This window comes from Xanthomonas prunicola, assembly GCF_025266575.1.
Lineage (GTDB): Bacteria > Pseudomonadota > Gammaproteobacteria > Xanthomonadales > Xanthomonadaceae > Xanthomonas > Xanthomonas prunicola.
Genome location: NZ_CP096142.1, coordinates 4407790 through 4425447, shown reverse-complemented (window position 1 = coordinate 4425447; position 17658 = coordinate 4407790). Strand labels below are relative to the sequence as shown.

Genomic DNA, 17658 nt, shown 5'->3' with positions numbered 1-17658 from the left:
CGCGATGCGCCGCCAGAACGCGGCATTGTCGTGCCGGGCGGGCGCGCCGTGAACCCCTGACATTGCCACGACCGTGCCGGAGACGGCCACGCTGCACGCCGAGATGCCTCACTGCGGCTAGGCTTGTGTCGGCCACGTTTGCCACCATTACCTCCCACTGTTGCCGCACTCACTTCTGGAAGCCCATGTCCGACAAGCCGCATGTATTCGATGCCACCACCGACACCTTCGAGACCGAGGTCCTGCAGAAATCGTTGACGACACCGGTACTGGTGGACTTTTGGGCCACCTGGTGCGGCCCCTGCAAGTCGCTGACGCCGATCCTGGAAAAGCTGGCAGGCGAGTACAACGGCGCCTTCGAGCTGGGCAAGGTCGATGTGGACAAGGAGCAGCAGATCGCCGCAGCGTTCCAGATCCGCTCGGTGCCGACGGTGTTCCTGGTCAAGGGCGGCGAGATCGTCGACGGCTTCCCTGGCGCGATGCCGGAAGGCCAGGTGCGCGAGTTCCTGACCCAGCACGGTGTGCTTCCGGCCGAGTCGCAGGTGGCCGAAGACGTGCCGCTGGCGCCGCTCGACCCGCAGGCGCAGGCCGCGGCGCTGCGTGAGGCGATCGCCGCCGAGCCGGACAAGGACGAACTCAAGCTGGACCTGGCATTGACGCTGCTCAAGACCGGCGATACCGCCGAAGCCGAACAGCTGATCGATGCCCTGCCCGCCAACCTGGCCACCGATGACCGCGCAGTGCGCGCCAAGGCCCGGCTGAGCTTTGCCAACGTGCTCAAGGACGCCCCGGACGCCGCCGCGTTGCAGGCTACCGTGGATGCCAATGGCGCCGACCTGCGCGCGCGTCACCTGCTCGGGGTGCGCCATCTGCTCGATGGCAACGACGAAGCCGCGCTGGAGCAGTTCCTGGAAATGCTGCGGCAGGACCGCGCGTTCGACGACAACCTGCCGCGTCGCAGCCTGATCGATGCCTTCCGGGTCATCGAGGACGAGGACCTGGTCGGCCGTTACCGTCGCAAGATGTCGGCCCTGCTGTTCTGAGTCGCCCGGCGGACGCGTGTCGCGCGCGTCCGCCACCACCATCGACAGGTTTCTGCGCGCAGCGCTCCTGCCCGCTCATCCATACGCATACGAATGGTATTCTCGGCGCGGTTTCGCCCTGGTCTCCGTATGCGCGCCTCTCTGTTCAAAGCCGGCCTCAACCTGTGGCCGCCATTCCTGTTCACCGGTATTCACGTCGTCGCGCTGGGAGACGACTATCGCCATGCGCGGGTCGAACTGCGGCTACGGCCGTGGAATCGCAATTACGTGGGCACGCACTTCGGCGGCAGCCTGTTCGCCATGACCGACCCCTTCTGGATGTTGCTGACGATGCACGCGCTGGGGCGCGACTACTACGTGTGGGACAAGGCAGGCAGCATCGACTTCGTCAAACCGGGCCGAGGGACGGTGAGTGCAGACTTCGCGCTCGACGATGCCGTCGTGGCGACCATGCGTGCCGCCACTGCTGGCGGGGAGAAATACCTGCATTGGTTCGAAAACACGGTATGCAACCGCGACGGCGACGTGGTCGCGCACGTCCGCAAGCAACTCTACGTCAAACGCAAGCCGGCACGTTGAGGGTTATGGCGGTTACGGCGGCGATCGCTGCAGCGCCATCTGATACGGCGATGCATGCATTGGCTGTACCCGCCGCTCACGTAACAGATGATCGGTGCCAGAGCAAAGAGACACCTACCAGCCCCCATGGACCAGGTGTCTATTGCCGCAGCAGGAATCGCGCAGCACCTTTGCTACGGGCGCAGCGGCAGCAGATGCGCCCGGCAGCCGAAAGCATGATGGCCGGTTGCAGGAGTTGTCGCGCAGGGCGCGCCGGCTTCGCATAAGACGACAGGTGGCAGTCGTTGGGAACCCGTTGCCCGGTAGCGACAAGCCTTGCATGCTGGCATGCGGATAACGCCGAGCTGACGCAAGCGCTACGGGCCTCAGCCTAGCTGCAACTCATAGCGCTTGCGTTCAGTTGTCGTCCTGATCATGCGCGCCCGCGTGTGGGCGACGCTCAAGATCTACCCTGTTGCCACTGCTGCAGCGCCTCCTTCTGACGCAAAGCCGCGCCAAGCGCGTGCAATTGCGCAGACAATTCTGCGATCACCGCGCGGCCTTCGCTTTCCCCCCCCACGGGGAGATCAGCCAGTCGACCAAGCGCATCGTCGATGGTCGCAATCGACACCGCTTGCGCAGCCACCTGTCCTCTTAACTGCTGCAACGCATTGCGCAATCGGTCGACATTCGGGCTGAGCGGCACAGGCACGCCTGTGCCTTCCTCCATGGCGCGCGCCACCTCGCCCTGGGCTGGTGGCGAAAGCAAGCCGAGCGCTGTGTCCAAGGGCTTGGCGAGCGTCTGCAAGGTGCGTGAAATCGTTCTATCCTGCTCGGCAGCCGCAATGGCGCGCTCCTGATCCAATCGCGTGGCCTGGGTGGTATTTGTGCCATTCTTGGCTTTCAGCGCATTCCAAACCACATCGTTGAAGAACATCTGCACTCCTTGCTGCAACACCCATGCTGGAGAATTGTCGGCCTCTCCGGGCAAGCTGCCGCCCCCATACCCTCCTCTCAGCGGGGAAGCGATCAGTCTGGTGGCACCCAACGATGCCATGTTGGCCAACACATTGCCGACCATATGGCGTCCCAGCACATCGCGCAGCGCCGTCGTTGCCGCGTTCGCCGTGCTGAACGCCTGTCTGGCTAGCGCCATCGCTTCCTGACCCGTCTGCAACAGATAGCTGGGAAAATGCACCGCATCGGACCACTTGGCAGGCGGTCGTGTCTTGTCCGGCAATGCAAGAGCGAACAGATTCAAGCGCTGATGGCCGCCGAGCAGATCGGGAACCGTCATCTGGCCAGTGCGCCCCATTGCCTTGCCGGTGTCCAGCAACGCCTTATGCAGAGCGCCTGCACCACCAACCGCCAACCCGGCCAGGCCAACTTCGGCAACCGCCGTACGGGTGGCGGGGGCCCCTGAGGTGCGCCGCGCGGCGTTAAAGCCGCCGCTGATGGTCGGCCTGAGCAGCATGGTGTCCAGCGCCGTATCATCCAGCACGGACTGATGCTGAGCGATTCCTGCCCGACGGTCATAGGCCTGTGCCGTGAGCTCGGCACGGGTCGGCGTACCGTTTTCTCCAGGACGCACGAAGCGCTTGCCTCCCTCAGGGGTGACGTTCAATAGGACCGGCGGCGGGTCTGGCACCAGGATCTTGGGATCGATCGCCTGGAAACGCGGCAGATTGGCGACGCGCGCACGCCTGTCCATCGATGGAATCAACAGCGTGTCGCAGGCATGCGATCCCATTCCCGAGATCACCCCAGCCAAGGTCGCCGTACTCAAGGGCTCGGAAGCGGGCGGGCGGCTGCTCTGGTAGGCAGTGGCCGCAGAAATGCCGAGCGGCGTCCGCAACGCGCCGACGAAAAACGATCTGAGACTTTCATAGGCAATGGGCAGCGACGCTTTCCTGCCGACCGCCTTCATATCCCCGGCAACTTCGTAGGCGGCGTCCGGACCGAACGCTTCAATACGCTCCTGCAAACGGGCATCGGCCCATTGCAAGTATTCCGCCTGCAATGCGAGCTGCTCGTCCGACGGCTCTGCAAACGGGCGATCCTTCAGACCTGTACGCAGTTGCGCCTTGAGGCGTTCGCAAGCGGCAACACAGCGCTCTACGTAAGACCCCTGCGTCGCCGAAGAAGAAGCCGCCTGCGGGTTGCCTGGATGCTGCCCAGCGCGATGCTGGCTCTCCGCGCGCTCAGATGCAGCGCGGGAGAATTCGCCCGCTTCCGGACGCCACTGCCTGGTCTTGGCGGGGGATAATTCGCCCGACGGCAGCGTGGTGGTCTTGCCTGCACGCGCGCGCAAGCGCGGGCTTGCTGCCGCCAGCCCCTTTAGCACGGTTGAACGAGGCGTCTGCGCCTCTGGCACGAACGGTTCGCTTGCGTGCGCTGCATCGGGATTTCCGGACGATCCACTTGGGATGGACGGTGGAGCGCTGTTCTGGCGTTCGAGCTTCATACAACAGCCTCCCTCGCGCTGCCCGCCTGCGTCACCAGCGCATCCAACACGACACGTGCGACGATCTGTCCCCGCTCAAGAGTGGCTGCCACGTCTTCGGGCGTCTGCGCGAGCAACAATGGGCAGATGCACAGCAGGCCCAGATTGGACATCGTCAGCCGCCATCCGTACTCGGTCAGCAGTTGCTCTTGCAGCGCAAGCAGTGTGACGACCTCGTCGCCACCGAGTTCGCGTGCAGCCAACGGCAGGATGACTTCCGGAAATCCCGACACGCCATCGTCCTGGGGCTGCGCATGCACGCGACACAGCATGCCCGCAGGCCCGAGAACGGTCTCGCCTTCACGCAGGCGCTGCACCAGTGCATCGGTCAGGCCCAGGCGAATACCAAGACCGGAAAAGAACGCAGTCAGCATTGAATCAACATTGATCTGATCGGATGTCATTTGAGATATCTCACAATAAAAGTGCGAACTTCATCGCGTGGCTCTGCCTAGGCAGTGTCACTGTCAGCGCCCAATCACCGGGAAAAAAGCGCGAATCACCGGCGCAACGCACGAAGCGCAAAAGCCTCACGCAAATCGTTCGATCCGCACGCTTGCCTGTTTACTCAAGTCAGCTATCAAGGCTGGGGTGGCCACAGATTGTTCGGCACCTCAGGCCACACCCGTCGCCAATGACCATCGCTTAGCGCGCAGTCCGCTGCGGCATTCCTGACGCGCAGTATCACTGGTATGCACCCACGACGACCTGCTCGCCATGGACGCGCATTTTGGAGATTGCTGACGACACAGAGACCGGCCGACTGCCGAACTCCAGTGCATTTAAAAAGACCGCCCTCTGTCACGCTCCACATTGATTGCGTACCAAGCGCCGTTTCGGAACCTGATTTGGTTCGCGTACGGCGATATAAAATCTGCTGTACAGACAGGGGGCACACGGGCCTGGTAGTTCAATTTTCGCGCAGTGCATTCACCACTTCGCCTCCACCAATACCGGCAGGCTCAGGATTGCACCAGGAACTTCGCCAAGGGAGGGAGGTTCCACGGCATCTGCGATGCAATCCCATGCGATGCGCACCAATCGTCTGGTACGCAAGCACGCTATCTGCCGTATACACGTCAGGAGATATGCCCGATGAAGTCATCCGCATCCGTCGATCCGGCCAGCCGCAGTGCGAGAACGCACTCGCATGAGATTCAGGAAACAGAGCTCGCCAGTGCCTCCACCTCTGCGGAGGTCGCACACCAATCCGCGCCCGACCCGGCACTCAGTGCACTTGGACGTGCGCCCGTCAGGCGCAGTGGCGCAACCACCTTAGGGGCGCTACTAGCCAGGCCCGAGCAGGACGCCCAGGCCATCGTCCCGCAACCGGTAACCTCATCCAATGCAACGAAGGCGACGCTGGCGCGGCTTCGTCAGCAGTTGGCCTCGGACAACGCACGCGCGATTGCACCGGACTTGGCGGCCGATCTAATCAGCAGGCTCAGGCCGATAAAATCGCCCGGCACCACGGGTGCGCAGGCACGCGCGGCCACGCATGCGGACCTGGTCAGCCGCATCAGCGAACACGATGTGATCGATTGGTACAAGGCGCAGGGGCTGAACGAAAACGACGTGGCCACCCTGCGGCGCACCGCGCTGCTCTCCGGCATGCCCAACCCGAGCGGCAGCTTCCTCACCAATGCCATGCAGTACATCGTCTCGCCGTGGATCAACTATGCGACACGCCAACCCTGGGCCGGCGCTGGGTTCGGCCTGGCTACCATGCTGGTCGCCGCACCTGTGAATGCCGGCCAACAATCGGCGGTTGTCAGCCTGTGCGAGTCGATTCGCGAACACGGCGCTCACGTCATCGTGCCGGACAAGAAGCAGATCAATGACAAGCACTGGCTCCCCGAACTGGCACACGCCCTCAAGGAAAAGATCGAAACGTTCGCCAAAGCCTGCGACATGTTTCGCGAGATTCAGAGTGATCCACATTCCCCAAGTGAGGCACGCGCGGCGGTAGCCGACGTCTTGCTGGCAGCAGAGAAGGAGCTGCACCAGGCCCAGCATGATTTCGTCATGACCCAGGGCGCGCACGATCGCCAGTGGCAGGGCAACCGCTGGCAGGCCATTCCACGCATTTTGCGTTCGCCGGTTGCCAGCACGCTGGGGCTGCTCAGCAAGACAGGCGCGATGCGTGCGCTGTCGCCGACGGCGCAGACAGTTGGCGCGATGTTGATGACGGCCGCGCAACATGTGGCCGCCGGCTTCGACGAGCAAGCCAAGCAGGAAGCCAACAACAAGCTCAACCTCTTGCACGCCGATGTACTGACCGACGCAGGCAAGCAGAAGCTGGCCAGCGGAGCGGCGGTCAGCGGAGAGGACATCAAGACCGACAAACTACGCAGCCTGATCCAGTCGCCCACGCAAGCCCTGGTCAAGCGCGTCACCGCCGGGGTAGCCGAGTTGGAGAAGCTGCTGGCGGATGCAGCGACAGCAGAGGATGCACAACAAGGCGCAATGACGGCAGACGACCGCGACATCGAGGCCGGCGACGCCAGCAAGGCAATGCAGGAACTGCGCTTGCTGCGCAACGACCTCGAGGCATTGCGTGAAGGCAGGCTCGACGAAATCGACCCGAACGGCACCGCATCCAAGCTGCTTATCGGTGCCGAAAAGTCCGTGCTGTCGCAACAGCTGTTCAACGATATCGCCAAGAAGTACAACTATCTCGAATTCACCGCGCAAACCGCACAGCGCATCGGCCAGATGTTCCATCTGGTCTTTTTGGGCAGCGCCGCATCTTCGGTGATCAGCAAACTCGTTTCGGCCTCCCAGGGCGGGACCCGAAACGTTCCGGTCGCGCAAAGCCTGGCGGTCTCGGCGATATCCGGGGGCATGGCCGCCGTTGGCGCCCTGAACCAGCACACCGCCATCACCATCAAGAACAACCGTCGCGAGGGAAGCACCGATATCGGGCTGCGGGAACAGGTAAGCCGCGGAATCATGGGCGCCATGCATGAAACGCTCTCCCAGCGCCGTGCAACCAGGGCCAGCAAGGCAATCAACGCCTTGTTGGATGGCAATGATGTTGAAGCGCTGCTAGCAGCGGCAAGAGCGTTGTCTGTGCAGGAGGCAAGCACCTCTTCCAGCCAGCCACAGGGTTCGCCATCGACATCCAGGGAGGCACGACCGCGCCGGGAACATGTTTCGGCCCCGAGTAGCCCGAACCGATCGAGGCTGGGACAGACCAACAACGAGATAACGCGGTCCAAGAGTGATCGGGACTTGGGGATGGAACTCCATGAGTTCGCCCGCATGGCCGGCAAACACTCCAAGGACTTGGTGTGAGGTGATCATCCGGCATGTTGCAGGGCGTTGCCTCCCTGCAACATGCCGCATGACGTGCCCCGAGCGGGACGAAGCCATTGATCAGCGAGCCCAAACCACACGCACTGCAGACATGCAGACAGCGTGGTCCCGACGCGGGCTGTGTTCCAAAGATGCCGAGATTGTGGGGTCGCCCGACTGTTCGTCGCAGCGCAGGTGCGCACCTTACCGCTGTGTGCGAAGGCCGTTCGACTGTCGGCTTCACCAAGCCTCGCAGTCGATGGATGCGACAGCCAATTCAGACCGGTCGGAGTGTCGCTCACGCTGTTTCGCTCGCCGGAACGATGTCGGAAGCGTGCGAAGCCCGCCGCACCGGACGCGGCCATGTCCGTTGCCGATATCGATGACGAGGGTGTGCTGCTTCCTCGGCGGCCGCGCTGGCGGGCGGATGCCGAAACGGACTCAGTGCCGGATCAGGGGCAGCATCAGGCGGAAGATGCACGTCGTTGCACCGTTCGCCTCGACGGTGGACGAAGCGATATCGCACCTATCTAAAGTCGGATCGCCGCAGGTCTGCCAAGGCATCGATCATCGGCAATCGCGCTGCTGGCGACCGCTGCCTGGATGCGCAGACACCGCACGCATGGCAGGCGGATGTGAGCGACATGTGTGCAAAGTGGGCCGCCGGCGGGCGACGCTCACGGCCTGCTCGCCGGGGCATGCGGAGTCTGGGGTTTGCCAACCCACATGGAATGCTTTCATGAAAGTGATCGACGTCATCGCTCTGGTGCTTCGTATTGGCGGTGGATTGAACTCAGGGCTGGTCGGCCTGTTCCAGTTCGATCTGGTGGCCGCGCTGTTCGGCAGGCAGGACGCGCTGATGTCGCGTGTACTTACACGCTGGTGGGCATCTTGGCGCTGTGGCAGCTGGTGCCGCTGTTCCGCAACAACCATGTTGTTGCCAAGCATCACACCAGCCCGCACATGCGCAACACCCCGTAAGCACCCGCTTACGGCAAGTCTTCGCATCTCGACATGACGCCGGCGCAAGTCGTCGGCGTCATGCTGTCCACCACGCATGCTTTGCGTCCAGGCGCGCGGTCGGCAAGAATCGCAGACACCTCCCTGCTGGTTGCCTTCATGCTCCTGCGCACTGTTGCTTCCGCCTGCCTGCTCGCTCTGCTGTTACCCGCAGCCGCCAACGCAGCCTACCGTAGCCCGCAACAGATCCTGGACAGCGCGCCGGCCAATGCGTGGCGCGTGCTCGACCCGGAGCGCACGCTCTACCTGGAACTGGATGCCGGGCGGGTGATCATCGAGCTAGCGCCGCAATTTGCACCAGAGCACGTCGGCAACATCCGCACGCTGGCGCATGAGCGCTTCTGGGATGGGCTGAGCATCTACCGCTCGCAGGACAACTTCGTGGTGCAGTTCGGCGACCCGGATGGCGAGACGCCGGCCAAAGCCAAATCGCTGGGCTCGGCCAAAACGCATCTGCCGGCCGAATTCGAACGCGCATCGCAGGGCCTGGACTTCCAGCGCCTGCCCGATAGTGACGGCTGGGCGCCGCAGGTGGGCTTTGTCGACGGCTTCCCGGTCGGCCGCGATACCGCCACCGGCAAGACCTGGCTGGCGCATTGCTACGGCACCCTGGGCGCGGGCCGCAACAATGACGAAGACAGCAGCATCGGTGCCGAATTGTATGTGGTCACCGGGCAATCGCCGCGGCAGCTGGATCGCAACATCACCGTGGTCGGCCGCGTGGTCAAGGGCATGGAATTGCTGAGCGTGATCCCGCGCGGCCCGGACCCGATGGGCTTCTACGAAGACACCGCGCAACGCTCGCCGATCCGCGCGATCCGCCTGGCCAGCGAAGTACCGGTACCCGAGCGCACCCCGTTGCAACTGCTGCGCACCGACAGCCAGACCTTCCGCGACGTGGTCGAAGCGCGCCGCAACCGCAAGGACGATTTCTACAAGCGCCCGGCCGGGCATATCGATCTATGCAATGTGCCGCTGCCGGTGCGCACCCCGCCGGCGGGCTGAATTGAAATCGGGGATTGGGGATTCGTAACAGCGCGCTGCGCATGGTTTAGCGCGGCCAACACGCAGAGCGGGCAGTCAACAGACAGGTGCTGTCGGCTACGCGGAACCGGAGTGTCCAGTGATCCACGCCCACCGAATACCGAGTGCCGGCCGCGCGTCCCTGGCGGCAAGCGCACTGGTTTTGTTAGCCGCCCTCAGCGCGCGCGCTGGCTGAAGGCGACACTGCCGAGAATCAACACGGCAGCCACTAGCATGGTCCAGGTCAGCGGCTCGCCCAGCAGCGACCACGCCAGCAGCGCGCCGAACACCGGCACCAGATAGGTCACCGTGGACGCACGCGCCGGGCCGATGCGCTGGATCAGCCGGTAATACATCAAAAACGCCAGCCCGGTGCACACCACACCCAGCGCGGTGGCGCAGGCCCACGCCACCGCCGGTACCGGCGTCGTCGGCCACTGCCACCAGGCCAACGGTGCAAGCAGCACTGCGCTGCAGCCCAGTGTGGATGCCGCCGATGCGGCGGGCGGCAAATCGCCCATGTGGCGCTTCACCAGGTTGTAGCCGATGCCGTACAGCAGCGAGGCGGTGGCGCCTGCCAAGGCCGCCGGGCCCACGCTCAGGCCGGCCGATTTGCCGGTCGCCAGCACCAGCACGCCGATAAAGCCCACCAGCAAGGCCAATGCACGACGCGTGCCGATACGTTCGCCGAAAAACAGAAATGCGATCAGGGCAGTGAACAACACCGTCATCGCATTGCAGATCGCCCCCACTGCCGCCGGCGCGTGTTGCGCGCCCCATGCGAACAGCAGGAACGGCAACGCCGAGTTGAGTACGCCGATCGCCGCCAACATCGGCCAGCGATGCAATGGGAAGCGATCGCGTGCCAGCCACAGGAATGGCAGCAACACCAACGCACCCAGCGCCAGGCGAATTTCCACCAGCACCACGGTGCCGAACTTCGGCGCGGCCACACGCATGAACAAGAACGAGCAGCCCCACACGATGCCAAGAAAACCAAGCTCAAGCGGCGTGCGCCATTCGCGTGTTGCAAGCGCAGGCTTCACCGACGATTGCGCGCTCAAGGCCGTTCTCCCGCACCGTGCTGTGCGGTGAAACGGCAGACCACAGCAGCGGGCAGGCAAAGGGACATGGCACGATCATCGCGACGGGATGATGCAGCATCGGCTGCTAACACGGGCGCGACAAGCGCGTAGTATCGGGGCGAGCCACAAATCTCACTCATGCCTCGATGAACCTGCGCCCTACCCTGTTACCTGCGCTGGGCGTGTTCGCCGCCGCTGCGCGCCACCAGAATTTCGCGCATGCCGCCGAAGAACTGCATCTCACCGCCAGCGCGGTCAGCCACCATGTGCGCAAGCTCGAAGCGCTATTGGGCGCGACCTTGTTTCAGCGGCTGCCGCGCGGGGTCAAGCTCACCGCCGAAGGCCGCCAGCTGGCCGATGCCGCCACTGCCGCGCTCGCCGACATTGCTGCAGTCGCCGGCAACCTGCACCCGCGCGAAGACGCCATCCCGCTGCGCGTGACCACGCTGCGCTCGCTGTCGTACTGCTGGCTGTTGCCACGGCTGCCGCGTTTTTGCCGCGCTTATCCGCACATCCGCATGGATCTGCAATCGGACGCGGCCTTTTCGCGTTTCGAAGAAGGCGGCCCGGACCTGGGCATTCGCTACGGACAGGGTGCGTGGCCTGGATTGACCTCGCATCACCTGATGGACGATGAATTATTCCCCGTGGCCTCGCCGTCGTTGCCGGAAGTGGCTGCACTGCGCACGCCGGCGCAGATCGCGCAATTGCCGCTGCTAACCGACATGTCTCCGCAGGGTTGGCGCGACTGGTTCCGCGCGGCCCAGGTGCGCGGCACCCACCTGCCGCCGATGCACACCTTCAACGACAGCACCGACGCAATGCGCGCTGCCGTGTACGGCCTGGGCGCGGTGCTGGCGCGCAAGCACATCGCGCAACCCTACCTGCAACGCTACGAACTGGTGCGCCTGCCTGGCCCCACGCTCAAGGCGCGTTATGCGTACTACATCGTGCACCCCAGCCACCGCGCGCTCAGTCCAGCGGCGGCGTTCTTCATCGACTGGCTCAAGCGCGAAGCACTGGACGAACGTACCCCGATGCCCGCCTTGCCGGCAGAGCTGCTAGCACTGCCGGCGGCCTGAGGCGGCGGGTTGGTGAATCACTGCGATCCTGCTTGCCGGGCGCTGCATGCCTGGATGACTTGAGCGCGGTACATGAGCCAGTGCTGCCGGACTGATCTGGCATGCCTGAGCTGCCGGCCGCCGACCGCAAAAACCTTCAGCACCCACCGGCTGCGACCTGCCCCGCTGGCAGCTCCCGCGCGCGCCAGACGCCTGGCATCCCCCATCACGGCAACGCTGGCGACAAGCGCCCGCCGCGCCCGACCACCGCCGGGCGGCGCTGCCCCGAAAAAACGCTTGACATCGGCAGCCATAAAATCAATTAATTAGCTAATTCGTTAATTACTTAATCCCTTATGTCCATCGACCGCATCTTCGAAGCCCTCGCCTCCCAGCCCCGCCGCAAGATGCTGGCGTGCCTGGCAGACCAGGAACTCACCGCCGGCCAGATCGGGCAGTTGTTCGAAATGAGCGCGCCGGCCATCTCGCGGCATCTGTCGGTGCTGGAAACCGCCGGGCTGGTATCCAGCGAGCGGCGCGGCCAGTTCGTGGTCTACCGGCTCACCCCGGACAACCTGGTCAACACGCTCAGCAGTTTTGCCTTTGAAGTCTGCCCGGCCTCGGCGCCGCTCAAGCGCAAGGCGCGTGCCTTGACCAAGAAGACCTCCTGACCCTCCTCCGGCCGCAAAGGACTCATGCCGATGTTCAACACACCCCAGCAACGCCCTGCCGACGCACAGGCAGGTTTTCCGTCAGTTCGTCTGGAGTCCTACAGCGGCGGTCTGCCGGTGGAGGTCACGCTGATCGCACAGCTGGGTGTGGGCGCAGGCAATCCGTTGATCGACCAGGCCTGCCGCCGCCAGCGCGCGCATCCCAGCTTTCACGATGCGCTGGACGAGCCATCGGCACGCCTGGCCGGCACCGACTTTGCGCACGGCGAATCGACCGCGCTGTTTTCGTTTGCGGTGGGCGCCAACGGCCACCCGTTCCATCGCCACGCCGGCCATCGCATGTTCACCGCCATCACCGGTAGCAGCGGCGCGCAACTGCGCTTCTGCACCGCCTCGATGGAGCAGATCGAACAGGATCCGCAGCACTTTCTGGCGGCGTTACGGCATATCGATCTGCCGGCCGATTGCCTATTCACCGTGCGCTTTGGCGGCGGCACCTGGCATCAGTTCGCACCGCTCAAAGCGCAAGCCGCACACCCGGCGTTTTTCGCACTGTCCTGCCACAGCGATGAGGCCGGCGGTGCGTTGAGCGATGCGGCGCGCGCACGCGTGCTGTCCGGCACCGCCGATATCGCCACGCTCACCGAAACGCTGCCCGAGGCGGTGATCGGGCTACTGGCCTCGGCGCAGGCGCGCGCGCTGCAGATCCCCACCGTGCGCCTGTCGCTGGCCGCATCGCCAGGCAGCAGCAGGTTTGCATGGTGCGGCCGGCTGCGCTCGCTCAGCGGCAGGCTGCGCCAGGCAGTGAGCCGGCTGCGTCGGCCGTTGGGATTTGTTGCGCTGGCACCGCAGCTGGCGCAGGTCAGCGTGCATGCCGAGCCCAAGCCCGGCTCGCTGCTGACCCGGCACCTGCAAGGCTTCGATCATCAGGACAGCGTGCGTCTGCGCCTGCAGCCGCATCAATTGCGTCAACGCGGTGCGCATACCTTGATGGCGTTGCTGCTGGAGGGGTTCACAGAGCGCGCGCCGCGCGGCGTGACCTGGTTGATGCGGCTGCGCAATGCGCTGGTGGCGCCGCTGCAGTTGCGGACCTCTCCGCTGGGCTGCCCGGTGTCTTCGTTGCTGTCGGCACAGCGCGACTGCCTGTTCGCAGGGCGATTCCCGGTACTTGCGCAGGACAACGCGCCACTGGATCGACGCGTGCAGGTGCTGCTGGGCGCCGACGACCGCCACCTGGTCTTCCGTAGCAGCGTGGGCGTGGACGTGCTGGAGGATGGCAGCGTGGAGCTCAGCCTGGAGACGCGGGTGGCCTGCCGCAATAGGTTTGGCCGCATGTACATGGCCCTGGTGGACGGCGTGCACCATCGCTACATCGCACCGGCGCTGCTGCGTACTGCTGCCCAGGCCCTGCTGGTGCCGGTGCTGGAGACCACCGCAGCACAGGCGACCGCGCGGCGCTCGTGAGCGGCAAGCGCACGCAGCCATCACCCGATCTTGCCTGACGGCTGCCTAGGCTTTGGGTCCCCAATCCAAGGAAGCTCTCCCATGCCGACTCTTCGCATGCGTATCACCGGCACCGACGACGACGCGCGCGCCATCGCCAACCTGTTGCAGAGCATCGACGGCATCGAGCACGTCGAAGAGGTGGACGACCTGATGCCGCATCTGGACGACGACGATTCCAGCTCGGCCGGCCTGTCCGACGACGAAGGTCCCGGCAGCCACGAGTTCGAAGTGGAAGCCGGCAACGAGGCGACCGCGCAGAAGGTGCGCGACGCCGTGCAGGAACTGGCATTGCAGCTGGATGTGTTTGTCGAATACGAATTCGACGAAGGCTGAGCCTGCGTTGGGCACGACTGCAGCATCAGCCGATGCCCGCAGTCGGCCTGCCCTCTTCCACGCCGGATCGCATGCATGCTGCGCCCTGCACGACGCGGCAAGCGCGGCTTTCAAGCGCGCACGCGGCCGGCAACGGCACATCGCTGGTGCGGCAATGCCGCCCAGCCGCATGCAGGTCAGGACGTCCTGCGTCGCCGCGCGCGCCAGCGCCACGCCTGCAACAGCAGCCAGCCGGCGATCGCCGCCATCAGCGCCACTGGCAGCAGTGCCGCGACCGCACGGATCACGAACGCCACGCTGGAAGAAAACACCTGCCCGAACTCGGCAGTGGCCTGCGCGATCTCGCTTCTGCCCTGTTCCCCGCCCGTACTGCGGAAGTTGAGCGTCAGTAACTGGGTACGGACACGGCGTTGCTGCTGCGCGGACTCCTGCTGATTCTGCTGCGCCTGGGCTTCGATCTCGGCCAGGCGCTTGGACAATGCAAGCAGATCGCTCACCGCCAGATCGCGGCGCTGCTGCAACTCCAGCAGACGCGCGTGCTCCTTTTGAAGACGTGCCTGCGCCAGGCCGGTATCGGCAATCTGCTGGGCCAGGTCCTCGGCGCGCGTGCTGCGTGCCGCGACCTCTCCATGCTGGCCGGCCAGTTGCACCAATGGCTCGATGCCATCGGGCACCGTGCGCACGCGAACGCTGCCGCTGGGCTCGCGTCCGCCATCCTGTTCCACCGCCAACAGCGCGCAGGTGCCGAACTGCGCGCTCTGGCACGCAGCGCGCACGGCCGCGATGCGCTGGCCGATCTGATCGGCAGGCAACTCGATCCGCACATCGTGTTCGTACGCCAGGGCATCACCTTGTGCGGCTGGCGGCGCTGGCGGCGCCGGGGCACCGCCATCTGCGGCCATCTCACCCTGAGGCCGCGCACACCCGCACAGGGCCCAGCCGAGCAGCAGCGCGATGCCGGGCCAGCGCATGCCGCGCCTCATAAGCTGGCTCCGTCGACCTGTTGCACGTTCAAGATGGCCAGATCCAGCGCGGGCAGGCAGCGTACGTTGACCGCCAAGCTGGCTTCGCCGGTCTTGGGATTGGCCCCCTCGCTGAAGGGCGCAATGCCGCACTGCGGGCAATGATGATGATCGATATGGTGGCGATTGAAGCGATAGGTGCCGACCGCGTCCGGGTCTGCCTGCAGGCGCAGCTGGGTACGCGTGCCGAACCAGAGCAGGCCACCACGACGGCGGCACAGCGAGCAGTTGCAGTCGTAGACCTCGGTGATCGGGGCATCGGTCTCCAGCTCGAAGGCGATGCGTGCGCAATGACAGCTACCGGCATACAACATGGTGTTCCTCCTTGGAATGCGCCACCTCGCTGTGGCGTGCAACAGGCATACGGTGGCGACACGACGGCGAGCCAGGCGCCAGCCAGGGCCCCTGCCGCAGACCGGCCGATTCAGCATGCCGGCCGCACCCGCTTGGCGCACGACGCACCGAGTCGACCGCCACTCTAAACCAATGGCGGATGCGGACAACCGCGCAGTTGCCTATGCTGGCCGATTGACTCCACCAGGATCCCTCATGCGTCAACGCCTGCTTGTGCTCGCCCTGCTCACTGGCCTCAGTGCCTGCCAGCAACAGCCCGAATCGCCGCGTGCCGATACAGCCGCGACACCCGCTCAGCAGGCCCAGACCCCGGATGCGCGCTTTGCTGCGTTGTCCAAACAGGCGCTGGACACCTGGATGCAGCTATCACCAGTCACCGCCACCCAGACCGGCGACCACCGCTTCGATGCGCAGATCGAAGACCTGAGCGCGAGCGGCCGCCAGCGCAGCCTGGATGCGGGCAAGACGCTGCTGGCCACACTGGATGCGATCGACGTGGCCAAGCTGTCGCGCGAGAACCAGGTGGATGCGGCGATTCTGCGCAATCAGCTGCAATCGGAGATCTGGAATGCTGAAGTTCTGCAAAGCTGGGCCTGGGACCCGCAGGTCTACAACGGCCTGGCCGGCAGCGCGTTGTACGGCCTGATGGCGCGCGAGTTCGCGCCGCTGCCCGAGCGGCTGGCGTCGGCCACCCAGCGCATGGAAAAGATCCCGAGCATCTTCGCCCAGGCGCGCGAGAACCTGGACCCGGCGCGGGTGCCGAAGATCCACGCCGAAACGGTGGCCAAGCAGAACAAAGGCATCCTGAGCATCGTCGATAGCTTCATCGCGCCCAATATCGGCCAGCTGGGCCCGATCGAAGCGGCGCGCGCGCAGGCGGCCATCGACAACCTGCGCAAGGCCGTGGCTGAGCAGCAAACCTGGCTGGACACCGTGCTGGTGCCCAATGCCAAGGGCGACTTCCGCATCGGCGCGGAAAAATACGATCAGAAGCTGAAATTCGCGCTGCTGTCGTCGCTGTCGCGTGCCGATATCAAACAGCGCGCCGAATCCGAACTCAAGCGCGTACGCGGCGAAATGTATGGCATCGCGCGCACGGTGCTCAAGGGCAAGCCCGGCGCTCCCACGTTGCCCGCCTCGCCCAACGACGACCAGCAGCAGGCCGCAATCGAAGCGGCATTGGAACTGGCCTATGCCGACAAGCCAGCGCGCGACAAGGTGGTCGACGCTGCCAAGGCAGCGCTGGCGCAATCGACCGAATTCGTGCGCCAGAAGGATTTGATGACGCTGCCGGATTCGCCGGTGGACATCATCCTGATGCCGGAATTCCAGCGTGGTGTGGCAGTGGCGTATTGCGATTCGCCCGGCCCGCTCGACAAGAATCTCAAAACCTTCTACGCGGTGTCGCCGATCCCCGACGACTGGAACGACAAGCAGGTGGATTCGTTCCTGCGCGAATACAACACCCGCATGATCCAGCTGCTCAGCATCCATGAGGGCACGCCGGGCCATTACCTGGAAGGCTGGCATTCGGCCAAGTTCCCCTCCACGCTGCGCGCGGTGCTGCGCTCGGGCATGTTCGCCGAAGGCTGGGCGGTGTACACAGAGCGCATGATGCAGGAACAGGGCTATCTGGATAACGACCCGCTGTTCCATCTGGTGCAGTTGAAGTTCTACCTGCGCACCATTGCCAATGCCATTCTCGACCAGGGCGTGCACGTGGACGGCTGGGATCGCGACAAGGCGATGCACCTGATGACCCACGACACCTTCCAGCAGGAAAGCGAAGCCTCCGGCAAGTGGGTGCGCGCGCAGCTGTCGTCAGCGCAGCTGCCAACCTACTTCGTCGGCGTGCAGGAACATCTGGACACGCGCAAGGCGGTGCAGGACAAGCTGGGCAAGGACTTCAACCTGAAGGCCTACCACGACAAGATGCTGTCCTATGGCGCGCCGCCGGTGCGCTTCGCGCGCGAGCTGATGCTGGACCAGCCGATCGAGTAATTGATCCGTCTCGCGCACGCGCAAGAGAATCTCCTGCGAAGCTCCTGCGGATTCGATCCATCCCCCTTCTCCCGCATGCGGGAGAAGGGGCCCCGTAGGGGCGGATGAGGGCGCAGGCCGAGCCCGATGCAGTCAACCGCAGAAGACTTCACTTCCCTCACCCCAACCCCTCTCCCGCACG

At 64.6% G+C, this 17658-nt stretch carries 14 protein-coding genes and 2 pseudogenes; 10 read left to right on the top strand and 6 right to left on the bottom strand.

Features of this window, described 5'->3' with window-relative positions:
* The first annotated feature begins 185 nt into the window (after positions 1 to 185).
* Positions 186 to 1043, top strand: a complete 858-nt coding sequence (gene trxA, locus M0D43_RS18930; protein WP_252162596.1) for a thioredoxin — start codon at positions 186 to 188, stop codon at positions 1041 to 1043.
* A 129-nt stretch (positions 1044 to 1172) separates the two neighbouring features.
* Positions 1173 to 1622 carry a DUF4442 domain-containing protein gene (locus tag M0D43_RS18925; RefSeq protein WP_252162595.1) on the top strand — a complete coding sequence of 150 codons (450 nt, stop codon included), beginning with the start codon at positions 1173 to 1175 and terminating at the stop codon, positions 1620 to 1622.
* A gap of 439 nt (positions 1623 to 2061) precedes the next feature.
* Here the strand turns inward: M0D43_RS18925 and xopF1 are convergent, their stop codons facing one another.
* Positions 2062 to 4065 carry a type III secretion system effector XopF1 gene (xopF1, locus tag M0D43_RS18920; protein WP_260807472.1) on the bottom strand — a complete coding sequence of 668 codons (2004 nt, stop codon included), beginning with the start codon at positions 4063 to 4065 and terminating at the stop codon, positions 2062 to 2064.
* Positions 4062 to 4508 carry an Hpa3 family type III secretion system protein gene (hap3, locus tag M0D43_RS18915; RefSeq protein WP_252162593.1) on the bottom strand — a complete coding sequence of 149 codons (447 nt, stop codon included), beginning with the start codon at positions 4506 to 4508 and terminating at the stop codon, positions 4062 to 4064. Before hap3 ends, xopF1 begins: the two co-directional genes overlap by 4 nt.
* Before the next feature lie 691 nt (positions 4509 to 5199).
* On the opposite strand from hap3, the gene xopN reads away from it, so the two are divergent.
* Positions 5200 to 7401, top strand: coding sequence for a type III secretion system effector XopN (gene xopN, locus M0D43_RS18910; RefSeq protein ID WP_252162592.1), 2202 nt, complete (start codon positions 5200 to 5202; stop codon positions 7399 to 7401).
* An 81-nt stretch (positions 7402 to 7482) separates the two neighbouring features.
* Here the strand turns inward: xopN and M0D43_RS18905 are convergent.
* A pseudogene (locus tag M0D43_RS18905) lies at positions 7483 to 7682 on the bottom strand (DUF1328 domain-containing protein); the annotation flags it as partial.
* A 458-nt stretch (positions 7683 to 8140) separates the two neighbouring features.
* Between M0D43_RS18905 and M0D43_RS18900 the strand changes: the two are divergent.
* Both M0D43_RS18900 and M0D43_RS18895 read left to right on the top strand, forming a co-directional pair.
* Positions 8141 to 8382 (top strand): annotated as a pseudogene (locus M0D43_RS18900) (DUF378 domain-containing protein).
* 60 nt (positions 8383 to 8442) lie between these two features.
* Positions 8443 to 9426 (top strand): peptidylprolyl isomerase, encoded by a 984-nt coding sequence (locus M0D43_RS18895; RefSeq protein ID WP_260808292.1) that lies wholly within the window; start codon positions 8443 to 8445, stop codon positions 9424 to 9426.
* A gap of 194 nt (positions 9427 to 9620) precedes the next feature.
* On the opposite strand, the gene M0D43_RS18890 is transcribed toward M0D43_RS18895, so the two are convergent.
* Positions 9621 to 10508 carry a DMT family transporter gene (locus tag M0D43_RS18890; RefSeq protein ID WP_252162591.1) on the bottom strand — a complete coding sequence of 296 codons (888 nt, stop codon included), beginning with the start codon at positions 10506 to 10508 and terminating at the stop codon, positions 9621 to 9623.
* A 167-nt stretch (positions 10509 to 10675) separates the two neighbouring features.
* Between M0D43_RS18890 and M0D43_RS18885 the strand changes: the two genes are divergently transcribed.
* From M0D43_RS18885 to M0D43_RS18870, 4 genes are all read left to right on the top strand, one after another.
* On the top strand, positions 10676 to 11611 hold the full coding sequence (locus M0D43_RS18885) for a LysR substrate-binding domain-containing protein (protein WP_252162590.1): 936 nt from the start codon (positions 10676 to 10678) through the stop codon (positions 11609 to 11611).
* A gap of 335 nt (positions 11612 to 11946) precedes the next feature.
* Complete coding sequence (locus M0D43_RS18880; protein ID WP_252162589.1) at positions 11947 to 12261, top strand: metalloregulator ArsR/SmtB family transcription factor; 315 nt, start codon at positions 11947 to 11949, stop codon at positions 12259 to 12261.
* Positions 12262 to 12291: 30 nt separating this feature from the next.
* Positions 12292 to 13725, top strand: coding sequence for a DUF2867 domain-containing protein (locus M0D43_RS18875; RefSeq protein ID WP_252162588.1), 1434 nt, complete (start codon positions 12292 to 12294; stop codon positions 13723 to 13725).
* Positions 13726 to 13806: 81 nt separating this feature from the next.
* Positions 13807 to 14100, top strand: a complete 294-nt coding sequence (locus M0D43_RS18870; RefSeq protein ID WP_101361512.1) for a hypothetical protein — start codon at positions 13807 to 13809, stop codon at positions 14098 to 14100.
* A 176-nt stretch (positions 14101 to 14276) separates the two neighbouring features.
* Here M0D43_RS18870 and M0D43_RS18865 read toward each other — a convergent pair whose 3' ends face one another.
* The gene (locus M0D43_RS18865; RefSeq protein WP_252162587.1) at positions 14277 to 15083 is read right to left on the bottom strand and encodes a DUF4349 domain-containing protein; all 807 of its coding nucleotides are present in this window, start codon (positions 15081 to 15083) and stop codon (positions 14277 to 14279) included.
* The gene (locus M0D43_RS18860; RefSeq protein WP_252162586.1) at positions 15080 to 15436 is read right to left on the bottom strand and encodes a GFA family protein; all 357 of its coding nucleotides are present in this window, start codon (positions 15434 to 15436) and stop codon (positions 15080 to 15082) included. Before M0D43_RS18860 ends, M0D43_RS18865 begins: the two co-directional genes overlap by 4 nt.
* Before the next feature lie 235 nt (positions 15437 to 15671).
* Between M0D43_RS18860 and M0D43_RS18855 the strand changes: the two genes are divergently transcribed.
* Complete coding sequence (locus M0D43_RS18855; RefSeq protein WP_252162585.1) at positions 15672 to 17477, top strand: DUF885 domain-containing protein; 1806 nt, start codon at positions 15672 to 15674, stop codon at positions 17475 to 17477.
* Positions 17478 to 17658 lie beyond the last annotated feature (181 nt).

Bases quoted from the DNA above. Each gene is read 5' to 3' on its own strand.
- trxA (WP_252162596.1), top strand. From the start codon at position 186: ATGTCCGACAAGCCGCATGTATTCGATGCCACCACCGACACCTTCGAG.
- M0D43_RS18925 (WP_252162595.1), top strand. From the start codon at position 1,173: ATGCGCGCCTCTCTGTTCAAAGCCGGCCTCAACCTGTGGCCGCCATTC.
- xopF1 (WP_260807472.1), bottom strand. From the start codon at position 4,065: ATGAAGCTCGAACGCCAGAACAGCGCTCCACCGTCCATCCCAAGTGGA.
- hap3 (WP_252162593.1), bottom strand. From the start codon at position 4,508: ATGACATCCGATCAGATCAATGTTGATTCAATGCTGACTGCGTTCTTT.
- xopN (WP_252162592.1), top strand. From the start codon at position 5,200: ATGAAGTCATCCGCATCCGTCGATCCGGCCAGCCGCAGTGCGAGAACG.
- M0D43_RS18895 (WP_260808292.1), top strand. From the start codon at position 8,443: ATGCTGTCCACCACGCATGCTTTGCGTCCAGGCGCGCGGTCGGCAAGA.
- M0D43_RS18885 (WP_252162590.1), top strand. From the start codon at position 10,676: ATGAACCTGCGCCCTACCCTGTTACCTGCGCTGGGCGTGTTCGCCGCC.
- M0D43_RS18880 (WP_252162589.1), top strand. From the start codon at position 11,947: ATGTCCATCGACCGCATCTTCGAAGCCCTCGCCTCCCAGCCCCGCCGC.
- M0D43_RS18875 (WP_252162588.1), top strand. From the start codon at position 12,292: ATGTTCAACACACCCCAGCAACGCCCTGCCGACGCACAGGCAGGTTTT.
- M0D43_RS18870 (WP_101361512.1), top strand. From the start codon at position 13,807: ATGCCGACTCTTCGCATGCGTATCACCGGCACCGACGACGACGCGCGC.
- M0D43_RS18865 (WP_252162587.1), bottom strand. From the start codon at position 15,083: ATGAGGCGCGGCATGCGCTGGCCCGGCATCGCGCTGCTGCTCGGCTGG.
- M0D43_RS18860 (WP_252162586.1), bottom strand. From the start codon at position 15,436: ATGTTGTATGCCGGTAGCTGTCATTGCGCACGCATCGCCTTCGAGCTG.
- M0D43_RS18855 (WP_252162585.1), top strand. From the start codon at position 15,672: ATGCGTCAACGCCTGCTTGTGCTCGCCCTGCTCACTGGCCTCAGTGCC.